The sequence below is a fragment of the Segatella copri genome (genome assembly GCF_009495355.1).
Classification (GTDB): Bacteria; Bacteroidota; Bacteroidia; order Bacteroidales; family Bacteroidaceae; genus Prevotella.
This window is the reverse complement of the sequence record NZ_VZAD01000061.1, coordinates 21,061-34,427: the sequence shown is the minus strand read 5'-3', so window position 1 is coordinate 34,427 and position 13,367 is coordinate 21,061. Positions and strand designations below refer to the sequence as shown.

The 13,367-nt window shown below is 42.7% G+C and carries 6 protein-coding genes; all 6 read right to left on the bottom strand.

From position 1 onward, the window contains the following. Positions 1 to 440: 440 nt before the first annotated feature. Positions 441 to 2,867 carry a glycoside hydrolase family 3 protein gene (locus F7D20_RS07470; protein ID WP_158463575.1) on the bottom strand — a complete coding sequence of 809 codons (2,427 nt, stop codon included), beginning with the start codon at positions 2,865 to 2,867 and terminating at the stop codon, positions 441 to 443. A 64-nt stretch (positions 2,868 to 2,931) separates the two neighbouring features. After that, positions 2,932 to 5,370 (bottom strand): DUF4982 domain-containing protein, encoded by a 2,439-nt coding sequence (locus tag F7D20_RS07465; protein WP_367383918.1) that lies wholly within the window; start codon positions 5,368 to 5,370, stop codon positions 2,932 to 2,934. Positions 5,371 to 5,405: 35 nt separating this feature from the next. Then, entirely contained in the window at positions 5,406 to 7,607 is a 2,202-nt protein-coding gene (locus tag F7D20_RS07460; RefSeq protein ID WP_437182660.1) for a glycoside hydrolase family 3 N-terminal domain-containing protein, read from the bottom strand. A gap of 17 nt (positions 7,608 to 7,624) precedes the next feature. Next, on the bottom strand, positions 7,625 to 9,427 hold the full coding sequence (locus tag F7D20_RS07455) for a glycoside hydrolase family 2 protein (protein WP_158463484.1): 1,803 nt from the start codon (positions 9,425 to 9,427) through the stop codon (positions 7,625 to 7,627). Beyond that, the gene (locus F7D20_RS07450) at positions 9,424 to 11,487 is read right to left on the bottom strand and encodes an alpha-galactosidase (protein ID WP_437182659.1); all 2,064 of its coding nucleotides are present in this window, start codon (positions 11,485 to 11,487) and stop codon (positions 9,424 to 9,426) included. Before F7D20_RS07450 ends, F7D20_RS07455 begins: the two co-directional genes overlap by 4 nt. Positions 11,488 to 11,489: 2 nt before the next feature. Beyond that, the gene (locus F7D20_RS07445; protein ID WP_158463482.1) at positions 11,490 to 13,361 is read right to left on the bottom strand and encodes an FAD-dependent oxidoreductase; all 1,872 of its coding nucleotides are present in this window, start codon (positions 13,359 to 13,361) and stop codon (positions 11,490 to 11,492) included. Positions 13,362 to 13,367 lie beyond the last annotated feature (6 nt).

The following is a 13,367-nucleotide window of genomic DNA, read 5'->3' as shown; positions in this document are numbered from 1 at the left end:
CATCCATACAAAACAACACAAAAATTATTAACTTTTCACTAAACACGGCATGAAAAAGAACACAATGATTATGTTAAATGAAAAGTCATTGGGACAAATTACTTCATCATTCCATACAGGAAAGTCACAAACATATTTATAGTCAGTAATATTCTGTAGTTCCTACACTACAGGACGAGAATGCGAGAAATCTATAATAAATAACATTAAAGCATTCTCCATTTATCTATTCTTTAGAACTTTTCCCAGACATCGTCACTCAAAAAAAAAACAGCGCGCAACTCCTTTGAGTTACACGCTATCTAAATCATATTTATGTTATTTTTACCTATAAGAAATTTCCTAACTTTCTCGAAGTCTGTGTCCAAAACGTTCTGCGTACTATCGATGATCTGTAACAGTCAAAACACGATAACGTTGTGAAATCACAAACAAAGACATCAAGGGATAAGAATCTGTTCTTTGAGAGGTAAAGAAACGGAACTACCACCAACTTGAACCAGATACGATCCTGGCACTGTCACAAACTGATGCTGGTCCATATCATAATAAGAGAATGAGTCAGAATCCAATTTTACTTGAATACGACGAGACTCTCCATGCTTCAGAAATACTTTTTCAAAGCCCTTCAACTCCTTCAACGGACGGGGTAAGGTAGGATTCACGCTTCCCACATAGACTTGAGCTACTTCTGCAGCATCCTTCTTGCCTGTATTTTTCAAGTCGAAAGATACAAGCCATGAATCATTATCTTTAACTATAGTAAGATTTGAATAGTCAAAAGAAGAATAAGAAAGGCCAAAGCCAAACGGGAATAAAGGCTTTACTCCATTGGCATCATAACCACGATAGCCAACAAACACACCTTCACGATATTCCACAGTCTTACATTCTCTACCAGGTCGGTTCTCATAATAACTGTCATGGCAAGGATTGTCCTCCCATTTTTTCTCAATAGAAATAGGAAGTTTACCACTTGGAGAAATCTTTCCTGTCAGTATTTCTGACAAGGCAGTTCCACCTTCCTGTCCAGGATACCATGCCATCAGCAGGGCGTCTATCTTGTCAAGCCAACGGCTCATATCCACTCCACCGCCAGCATTGAGCACTACCGTCATCTTCTTGCCCGCCATAGAAAGGCGCTCTATCATCTCTTCCTGATACCCCGTAAGACGGAAAGAACGATCAAAGCCTTCTCCCTCTACATTGGAGTTAAAGCCAGTACTATAAACTATGTTTTCAACCTTAGCCAGACCAGCATACAATTTTTTCTCATTCAGACGAGAGATATTGCAGCTCACTGCTGCAGAAGATATATTGTCAAAATATTCCAAAACAAAATGATACATTTGGCCTTTTTCTACCTTGAACGTTTTCTCGCGATGAGAATAAGCATGATTACCCCAATCGCCTGTCAAGAGCTTATCGTTCACAAAGATACGGTAGCCATCATCGCCACCCATAGATATGCGCAACAGACCATCTTCCTTTGACTTATAATAGAAAGACCATCTTGCCGAGAAATGATCTTTAGGAAAACCTGGACCTATAGAGTCATATCCCCAATCAAATGCTATCTTGTCATCCACATGAGTTGAATCGGGAGTTCCTGAAAGCTTCTGATTTTTGTAATAAGAAGCCAAGAAACCTTTTTTTGTCATTGCCGCATCCATATAAACCTCAGCATTAACATCATCATAGATGACATCATCGGTCAAGACGATAAGATTGGGCTTGGCTTTCTTTAGGGCAGCACTCAACGTAGTAGAGGCAAAGGGATTTACGAAGCCACTTCCACCTCCTGTTGCCACAATATTGGCATTCTCACCAACAAGGGCTGTACGCCCTTTAAGAGGCAATGTGTTCTTATTGTTTTTCAGAAGCACAATACCTTCACGGGCTATCTGTAGAGCTTTCTGCCTGGACGATGCATAATTCAAGACTATCGTCGTATCTTTCTGCTGTCGGTCGAGCAAGCCAAAAGCTATCAAAGACTGCAGAATGTGCTGTACCTTCTGATCTATCGTAGCCTCTGTCACCAATCCTTTCTTTATAGCAGGATAAAGATTCTCGTAATTCAGATTGCGTCCTTTTGGCATCTCCAAATCCAGGCCATTATTGGCTGTATTGACAACAGAATAGACTGAGGTCCAGTCAGACATCAAGAGGCCGTTAAATCCCCATGTGTCACGAAGTATCGTTTTATTGAGCCAGGCATTCTCTGTAGCATGCACACCATTGATAAGATTATAACTGTTCATAACTGCACCTACGTGAGCCTGCTGTACTGCCTTGCGAAATGCAGGGAAATAGATTTCCTGCAAAGTTCGCTCATCAATATCAGAACTGGTGTGATGACGACTCCACTCCTGATTGTTGCCACAAAAATGCTTGATGGTTGCCATCACTCCCCTGCTCTGAACGCCTTCTATGTACTGACAGGCTATCTCAGAAGTGAGATAGGGATCCTCGCCGAAATATTCATAATTACGACCGCACAAGGGTGAGCGATATATATTAACACCTGGACCCAATAAGATACCGACACCACGGGCACGGGCGTCATCCCCCAGGCCCTCACCCAACAGATGAGCCACATTTCTATTCCAAGTGGCTGCAGTTAGGATGCCCGATGGGAACAAGGTGCTATGAGGTGCATGATTGCGAATGCCACAAGGACCATCAGCCAGCAATATGCGAGGAATTCCCAGACGTGGAATAGCACGCAGTGAAAAGGACGTCTCACCGGACAGATAATCTATCTTTTCTCTCAAAGTCATTTGTTCCACCAACTCTTTCGCTCTTTTCATAGCTTCATCATCTATGATTTGAGCCATCGAATGAGAACAAACGACACCAACTATCATCACCGCTATTGTACGGCTGATATTACACAAACTTTTTATCTGATATTTCTTCATAACTATATTTTTATTTTGTCTTTATCTTTATCTTGCATGGCAGAAGCCCATCGGCAGAAGCCTCAAAAAGTAACTCGCCCACACGGCCATTACCTCGTACGATTGCCATCAGTTGTCCATGAAAGACAGGCATTTCTGATATGTGAAAAGGATTCAAGTCGGTAGGATCTCCATTGGCTGAAGCAACAAACTCTCCACATCCATCTACTCTGAAACGAATTCTTTCAGAACTGTCAGGGCACAGATTACCCTGCCTATCGACTACTTTTAACTGCACAAAAGCATACTCTGTACCATTGGCGCACACACTATGCTTATCGACCATTGCCATCAACCGATAAGGTTGTCCTGCCGTACAGACAGAATCACTCATTGCAGGATGTCCTTCCCTATCATAAGCGACAACAACAAGTTTACCAGGCTCATATTTCACAGAATCCCATATCAACCGATAATGTCGTAAGAGAGCCAGACTGTCTCCCTTCATAGACTGGACTTCCGACAAGGACAGTTTCCGCCTGCGCCCCATGCTTTTGCCATTCAGGAACAACTCTGCTTCGGGATAATCTGTATATACCATTACAGGGGTTACCTGCCCCTCGCGCCCATGCCAAGTCCAATGAGGAAGTATATGAAGTGTATGATCTCTTTTATTCCACAGACTGCGATAAAGATAATACCTGTCCTTGGGTATATTGGCTATGTCGATGATACCAAAGAGCGAGCTATGGCTTGGCCAGTTGTCATTATTATAAGGTGTTGGTTCACCTAAATAGTCGAAGCCCGTCCATACAAACTGTCCTAAATACCATGGATATTTCTCGGCCAAGGAAAAATCAACATCTGGCGTGTTACTCCAGCTACAATATTCCACATCATAACCCGAAGACTGATGGTCTGCGTACATTGCCATGGATCTCAACTTTAGAGGGAATTTATAAACACCACGCGAACTTACTGTGGAAGCTGTTTCGGAACCGAGAATCATTCCTTGCTGCCAAACAGCAGCTGCCTTTTCAAAATTCCAAGTATTGTAGTTGATGCCAGGAATATCCACTTCTTTGGCGAATCCATTAGCCAAAACATACGGAATTTGATCCATACACACTGTAACAGATCGTGTAGAATCTTCTTCATGGCAATACTGCTGCAAGCGTTTCACCAACTTCCATCCTTCAGGATCTCGCTGGTTGGGCACCTCGTTGCCTATTCCCCACAAGATGACAGAAGCATAATTGCGAAAATGGCACACCATATCTCTTACCATTCTCTCTGCATAATCTTCAAAATAACGATGGAATCCTTTCTCGCACTTAGGTATATCCCACTCGTCGAAAGGCTCTATCAACAGCATCAACCCCATCTCATCGCACAATCGGGGCAATAATGAGGAAGGAAGATTATGGGAAGTTCGGATGGCATCACACCCCATATTCTTTAAAAGCCTGAGCCTATAGCGAAGAGCAGACTCATTAATAGCGGTACCCAGCGCTCCTAAATCATGATGTATGCAAACCCCTTGTATCTGACGATGCTTCCCATTCAGGAAAAAGCCCTGTCCCTTGACAAATTCAACACTTCTAATGCCAACCTCCTGCTCCAAGTGGTCAACAACACGTTTATCCCGAACTAAAGAGATACGCAAATGATAAAGATTAGGCTGTTCCGGACTCCACAATCGTGGATTCAATACTGTCAAAATCTGTCGAGAGTTTTGTTCACCCGCCCGCACCGAGGCTTGCCGACTGGCAACAACCTTGCGGTTAGTATCCAACAGTTCCAATCTGACGATGCTACCGGATTTATTTTTCCCTTCTATAGTAGCATCTACACTTACTTCTGCCTTATTAGCACCAACTATTTTAGTAATAACTTTTGTTTTCCAAGCAGAAAGAAGGACATCTCCCGTCTCAATCAACCTCACTTCCCGAAATATTCCTGCGCCAGGATACCAACGCGAAGAATAAGCCTTGGAATCTAACTTAATCGCCAAGACATTATCTTTGCCAGGACGATGTGCATAGGAGGTTATTTCTACTTGAAATGCAGCATAGCCATTCGGTTGAAAGGCCACTTGCCGCCCATTTACAAAGACTGTGGCCTCGCTCATCACTCCATCAAAATAAAGAAAGCTCCGTGAATTACCATTCAAGCGAAAATGACAACGATACCAAGCCTCACCATCATAAGGAAGTCCTCCGGTACGACCCGTCTTACGATTCACCCTGGTTTCTTTGTTTTGGATATTCATCACATCCTGCAAGTCGTTGTTCCTATCAAAAGGTCCCAATATGGCATAATCGTGAGGAACAGTCACACTGCTCCATAATTTATCGTCATAATTCACCTTCTCTGCAGAAGCATATCGTCCACGAGCAAATTTCCACCCTTCCTCAAGTATGCGTTCGCTACGTTGAGAAAAAACAGAAAGGAAAGATATACACACCATCAAAGAAAGAACTATAAAACGTTTCATTTTTTTTTCTATTCTATATTCAACTTCAATTCTTTATCACCCACAAGTATCGACACTTCACCAGACTCCACAAATCGTCTGCCATCGGCATCAATATATCCAAGATCTCTCTCCACATCGACATTAAAGGTATAAGTAACACTCTCTCCCTTCCGTATCAATTTCTTCTCAAAGAACTTCAACTCTTTACATGGGCGCGTAATGGTACTATAAGGATCCACAATATACCAAAAGACTGTCTCCTTTCCGTCCCTGTCGCCAACATTGGTTACAGAAACCGAAACCTGAAACTTATCATTCTTGGTCACATGCGATTTACTTGCAACTGGCAAACCATAAATAAAATGCGTATAGCTCAGTCCATGCCCGAAAGGATATAAAGGTTCGCTCGTCATATCCTTGTAAAAGCCCTGGTGACGGCGGGCACTATTACGTCTGTTATAATAAATAGGAATCTGACCTTGCGCATAGGGGAACGTCATCGCCAACTTGCCTGAAGGATTATAGCGGCCTGAAAGAATGCCTCCAAGCGCATCACCTCCTGCTATACCAGGATGCCAAACTTCCAAAATTGCTTCTGACAAATCCACAGCCTCACCCAGAACAACAGGGCGACCACTTGCCAAAACGAGCACAATCTTACCACCGGCATTATTCACGGTATGCATCAACTTTTGCTGAATGGCAGGCAGACTGATGTCGGCATGAGAATTATTCTCACCACTCCAACTACCTTTCTCGCCCATACACATGATAACAACATCAGCCCATTTAGCCAAAGCCTCTGCTTCCTTAAAGCCCGATTCGTCATCACCATCAAAATCACAACCTTTAGCATACCTCACTTCGGAGATTCCAGCAAACTCCTTCTGAATGCCAGTAAGCAATTTCTGAATATCCTGATCCTCACCATGTCCCCACCAACAGCCAAGCAAATCATGTGCATTGTCTGCCATCGGTCCCACCACAGCGATCTTCTTTACAGACTGTAATGGCAATATACCCGAATTCTTCAAAAGAACCATTGACTCAGAAGTTATGTCGGAAGCTACCTGCAAGCTTTGTGGCAGCAGAAAACGAGCTGCAGGCTTTGAAACTGGGGTATAAGGATTTTCAAACAATCCCAGTTGAAACTTTACCCTCAGCACTCGCCTCACAGCCTCATCAATAACTGCCATGCTGACCTTACCTTCAGTGACTAAAGACTCCAAATATGCATCATACGAATGAGACATCATATCCATATCGAGTCCTGCCGTTAGCGCTAATGCACCAGCCTCCTTCAAATTCTTGGCCATACCTTGACTCTTCAATTGCTGGATGGCTGCCCAATCCGAGACAACCATACCTGAGAAATGCCAACGATGGCGAAGAACCTCTGTCAACGTATAATAGTTAGCAGATCCAGGAGTGCCACTGATGTCATTAAAGCTACTCATAATAGTAGCTGCACCAGCCTTCACACCCATCTCGTATGGAAGAAGATAAGTATCCCATAGACTCTGGCGGGAAATCTCGGTATAAACATAGTCGCGACCTGCCTCAGAAGCTCCATAACCCACATAATGTTTCAAGCATGCGGCAACAGACGTTGCAGCAGCAAGGCTGTTGCCTTGATAACCTTTCACGGCAGCCTGTGCAAACACGCCATTGGCATAGGGATCCTCTCCGTAGCATTCAGCCACACGCCCCCATCTTGGATCTCTGCTGACATCTATCATTGGAGAGAATGTCCAGTCTACACCACTCATTCTACACTCTTGAGCAGAAACCCTGCATCCTTGCTCCACCAATGCAGGATTCCAACTGCAAGCCTGAGCTAATGGAATCGGGAAAATCGTACGAAAACCATGAATGGCATCATAGCCGAACAAAATAGGAATGCCCAAGCGAGAATCCTCCATGGCATGTCGTTGCATCCGATTTCGCAACTCTGGATCAGTAGCAAAATATATCAAAGAGCCTATCTCTGCAGGGATGTTTTTCACCTCTACACCCTTATTATTCTCTATATTGTTGGTACCCAATGTATACTGATTGAGCTGCAAGACCTTTTCTTTTAAGGTCATACGTGACAAAAGATCCTCTACCCTGTTTTCCAAAGTGGCATGGGCATCTTTATATATCATCTTGGCTTTTGCTGAATTATTCGCCATTATAGGGCGAGCAATACATACGACCAACAGCCATATCATCATTCTCGATTGTATTCTCATAGGTCATGTGTTTATTTAATGTTCTTGTATTCTTGCTGCTTTTTCTGATAGTAGTCATGCATAACATACCAGGCTTTCTTGCGCTGCCCTTGATCAGAAACCAATCCCTTACGGTTCCAACCATCCTGATTGGTAGGATGAAAGCGGAATGGCGACCTGAAGTCAAAAAGAACCCAAGGCGAGACACCTACTAAATTTGGAATATTCTCAAACATCCTCAAATTATCACGATAAAGTTTTGCTTGGTATTCCTCACTCCAGGAAGAAGCTGTCGTATCGTCACCATGCTGACCAAACAAGGCCTCGCCCCCAAACTCTGAAATAAGCAATGGCTTATGCACAGCCACCTTCCATACACATTTGGCAGGTTCCAACGGCCATGGCGCATACCAGCCCATATATTTATTGACACCAATCATATCCAATTGATTTACAAAGCTATCTTCCATCTCGAACAACTGCGAATTTTCCTTGAAATATACATTATCGAAAGCGGCAACAAATAAGCGAGTTGTATCTACTTCCTTACCAGCTTGCAGCAAATCCGTCAAAAAGGCATTACGAGCATCAGAAGGTCGTGTCTCGTTTGCTATTCCCCAAAAGCAATCAGCGCAACGGTTTTGGTCTCTACGAATGGTTTCTTTCAACATTCTCTTTGCTTTATTTAAGGTTTCCTTATTAGAGAAATCTATGGCTTGCCAAACAGGTATTTCCTGCCATAGCATGATGCCCATCTTCTCTGCCTTGCGAACGATATACTCGTTTTGCTGATAATGCGCCAAACGAACCATATTAACTCCTAAAGCTCTTGCCTCAGAAAGGAGCATTTCGGCGTCACTTTCAGAGCAGGCTCTTCCCATACGTTGTGGTATTTCTTCGTGGAAAGAAATACTACGCAAAAACACTGGTTTCCCATTGAGATGCACTTTTGTCCCCTTCACCTCCACATTACGGAATCCAATCATTTCTGTTACCTCATCGCACTGGGTTTTGATGTTTACTTGATATAACTTAGGAAAATCTGGACTCCAACGTTGTATCTTGGAAATCTTCAAATCTCCAGTTGCCATACCTGATGCGTCTGTTTTCAATAGGAGTCTGCGCTTCAATTCTGGTATTTCTACACATACATCTTGATTGGCAACACCTTCCGACAAAAAGACTTTCACATGTACCAAATCTGCACGATGCTTATCCAATTGAACAAAATAATCGCTAATATATTGCTTAGGCAAGGTAACAAGCATCACATCTCGCGTGATACCACCATAATTCCACCAATCAAAAGACAAAGCTGGGATGGCAGACTTCTGACGACGATTGTTCACCTCCACAACCAATGTATTATCCCCTTGCACCAAAGCATCTGTCACCTCAATTTGAAAAGGTGTGAAAGATCCTTCGTGCTCTCCGATTTTTTTACCATTCAAATACACATTACAACGATAGCTGACACCAGCGAAGTACAAAAAGCGCCGCTTGGCATCTAAAGCATGGAGATGAAAATGGCGGGCATACCAAACAGAGCCTTCAAAATACTTGAGTTCAGAAGATTGAGAATTCCAATCTCCTGGTACATTCAGGCGCAAACCTCCATCGAAAGCATATTCATAGAAATCGCTCTTACCTTGAGGCGTTTGGTTGAGATACAATTTCATTTCTTCGCCTCTCTCGTAAAGATCGACGATAGCATTCCACTTTCCGTTCAAGGATTCATATTGCCTACCATAGACATTAGAGATATATGTCTCTGCAGCAAAAGTCTCTCCACAAAGGGAAATGATACATATTAATAAAGCTACTATTTTTTTCATTTCTCAATCTTGTATTGGTAAATTGCAAATTGATTCTTCTCCGGTAAAAAGAAAGAGAGTCGTCCATTCTCATCTATTTGGGAGACAAATGAGGCTCCTTGCCCAGCTATCTTCTCCAATTGAACATGCTCGCCAGGCGTCAACCAGGTCTGCAACCAGGCCTTTTGTCTGTCGTTGTCCTCACGATAAACAATAAAATATCCTTTATCCTGACAAGTCATAGACTGGAAGCCTGTCCAAGAACGCCCTGAAGGCTCATCACCTATTGGCAAGATAACTCCCGAATGGAAGTCATGCAGTATCTTTCTGTAACTCTCTATCAGTGGGGAAACCTTATAGGCATCCTGAGGCAAGTTGGATGCTTCCATCCATGCTAAAGGCTGAGCAGCAGCAGTAATGCCAAAAAGATAGTCAAAGGAGTAGCTCTTGGGAGCAAAAATATCATTATCAGCATATTTATCAGCATTGCGCCATTTGTTCAAGAACTCTACCTGCATTTTTTCTGCAGGAACATAACGAGACAATTGCCACAAATTGCGCAAAGTACGATAAGGATAGTAGTTTCCCCAATCAGTATATCTATTCTCCAGAAATATATTTCCATACTCATTCATAGAATGATATCCCCCACGTCTTCCTGCAGTGGCGTCCAAATTAAAGATAACGTGATGATTGGTTTCCAATGCTACCTTGTCAAAAAGATGGCGCAAATTCTCTTCTGCTTGCTTTGTAGGAATCTGCAAACCATCTATCTTGAAGCACTCTATGCCATATTGACGATATAAAGACACAATTGCCTGGGCATCCTTCTCCCAATCGGAAAAATCATTTTGTACACTTGGATTAAACCACAAGCCGATACGGATACCCAACTTCTTTCCTCTCTTCACTATATTTTTCAATCCATGAGGGAACTTCATGGGATTAGGTGTCCAATAGCTGTTGTCCTTCCAAATATCCTTGAAAGAGCCTCCTTTTGTCTTTGAGTTAGGACTTTTACCATTCTGCCAACCGTCATCCAACTGGAAAACAGTAATACCCAACTTGGCTGCTCTATCTAATTCGCGCATACAAAACTCCTCGTTGATTTTTTCATCTTGGCTTCTATCTCCCCAAGTGTTGAGCATAATCATCTCATCTGAAGAAGATTTTTCCTTTCGCAGTTGTTTTTGGTAAGTTCGCAAAGACACCAATGCTGCTCTCTCCTCACCATGAAATACGCCAAGCACACATCCATACAGACGAGTCCATGATTCCTTCTTTATGTCGGCAGAAGAAACTCCAGGACTGACTACCATAAAGTCATTGAAATCTGTGATAAAGTCGGAACCAGTATAATGCAACTGTGTACTTGAAGAAGGAGACTCTTTCAAAAAAAAGAAGCCATTATCAGTCAATTGGTCCTTGGCAAACAACAGATTACCCCTACAACCGCTCTTGCGATATGGAATAAAATTACGTTCAAAGACCAAATTGTCATTCCAATCAGTATAATCCAAAAACTCAACGGCCTTTGTCTGCCAATGCTTCCCAAACAACTGAATGCGGTCTAATGTTGGAGTTTTCAATTCCGTCACCATATCCTCTGCTGACTCAATATTTTTTCTATCAACATTGGATACATCAGCAACAGACTTCAACTTCTGCATAGTACCTCTAAGATATGTGGTACATGCCAAGGCAGGAGTATTCTCATAAACCTTGAAGACACGCTTTACTGATAATGTACCCTGGTCGTAACAAACAATCACTTCAAGATGACTTGGTTGCACACCATCAGAAAGAACCCATTGCGATGACATTTTTCCATTCCTTGCATCACCTTGAGCTATGGCAAAGTCTGGACGCTCACCACGAGCCTGCATGCAAGTTCCATGCAGTTTATCTGTCAAGGCTATCGTTTTCAACGCTCCATGATTCCACAAGAAACAGCGCTCCATGTAAGAGTTTCCTATGCGAAGGGTATCTTTATTCAAAATGGCATAGCTGCTCTTCACAGCTTTCACAGAACACCATGCCATTGAGAATAATAGCAAAATGAATAGGGTTTTTCTCATAATAATTAATGATTGATAAAAGCGCGAGGCTTATCCAAAAATCTATTAGGTTCATTAAAATGCTGAGTGTCGGGTACATCTTTCTTACCCAAACCATCCTGCATCAACACTTTTAGCTCCGGCAAATGATGACGATACACGTCTCTTGGCATAATACCATATTGATGGCAAAGACCAGCAGCCATCCCTACAACCTCCCCCATCATACCCGTGGTTCTCATAACCCTTACCGTACCCAAAGCCACATGAGTACAACTGATATTCCTACCTGCCATAAAAAGGTTGTTCACATTACGGGAATACAGACAGCGATAAGGCACAGCATAGGGATAGATCCATCGATGTATGGTTCGCGTTTTAAATTCATTGCCAGGGAAATGAATACTATTAATACTGTCCGCAAAATGCAAGTCAATGCTCCAACTTGTTGTAAAAGACGCATCTTCGTGCAATACATTTTTATTGATATCTTCCTCAGACAAAACGTAATCTCCTAAAAGACGGCGTGACTCTCGCTTGCCCGCGATATACCCCACCCACGCCAAGGAACGATTGCTGAATTTTTTCTTTTCTACAGAATGATTCTTCAAAAAACTCCAGTTAGAGTAAATAACCAAAAGTCCATAGTCTCTGATTCTTTCAGCTTCTGTTATCTGGTTTTTATTCATACCTGTTTCCCAGGTCCACTCTCCTTTAGTTACAGTTTCCTTATTAGTTTCATTGAAGTTTACACCATAACAAAACTCTGGAAACGAAACCTTATTATCCTTCAACTCTGAATACCACTGAATAGAGGTACCCATAACGACGGAATCAGCTTTAACAGGTGCCAAAGACTCATGATATTCGCCTTGTGCCTCACGCCCCATTCTCCAATCAGCTCCAGCCATATAACCAATCGTACCATCTCCTGTACAATCGCTAAAAATGGGAGCAGAAAGACAGAGTTCCTCACCAGTAGAAATCTGACGAATCACTACAGACTGAATAAGGTTCCCTATCGTCTTGACCTTTACTGCACGGTAACAAGGATAAAGTGTTATATTTTTCTCGGCAAGAATAAAGGAATCTTTCTTGGTATCTTCATAGAAGTTGCCGGGCTGAGCATTACCACCTTTAGAATGTCCAAACTCACGAATCATCCTTCCCAATCCCTGATTGGGCATCATCTCTATTGTGCCTCCTAAATGTACGCGTACCTCTGAAGAATTATTACCTCCTAAAACAGGACGGTCATTGACTAAAGCCACTTTACACCCCAATCGGGCAGCAGAAGCGGCAGCGCACATACCTGCGATACCACCACCTATCACGATAAAATCGTAGTTCTTCTGCTTTAAAATGACCTGTGGATGAAGACGTTTGCGAAGTAGACCAGTTGCTTTTGTATCAAGTCCTACAGGAGACTGAACTTCATCGGTTGTCATATAGACAGCATCACAACGGCCCTCAAAACCTGTCAAGTCATGCAAAGCCAAACTGTTTGTACCTGTCTTGAGCCTCATTTTACCAACTTTTTGCCATTGCCAGTCCTTTCCTTCAGCGCCCAATACCTTAGAAATGATTTTTCCATTAACAGACAAAGAAAAGCGACCTGGCCCAGACTTTTTACTCCAAGGAGCAGTCCAATTGTATGTCCTTACATATATATAGTAGAGACCACCTTCTTTCACGTGTATAGTTGTCGTAGCATCATCCACAGGTTTACCCATTCCATGTGCCAACAAATAAGAAGAGCCCATTTGGTCCATAAATTGCTGATCAACAACCCAACCTCCCTTCTGGTGGAAGCTCTCTGCTTCCACCAGAATTTCAGAAGCCTCCACCATAAGGGAACTCAGGAACGCAATTATCGTTATGAGGAATTTCTTGCACATATATAC

Coding starts and splice junctions, on each gene's coding strand:
- F7D20_RS07470 (WP_158463575.1), bottom strand. CDS start 2,867: ATGATAGTTGGTGTCGTTTGTTCTCATTCGATGGCTCAAATCATAGAT.
- F7D20_RS07465 (WP_367383918.1), bottom strand. CDS start 5,370: ATGGTGTGTATATCTTTCCTTTCTGTTTTTTCTCAACGTAGCGAACGC.
- F7D20_RS07455 (WP_158463484.1), bottom strand. CDS start 9,427: ATGAAAAAAATAGTAGCTTTATTAATATGTATCATTTCCCTTTGTGGA.
- F7D20_RS07445 (WP_158463482.1), bottom strand. CDS start 13,361: ATGTGCAAGAAATTCCTCATAACGATAATTGCGTTCCTGAGTTCCCTT.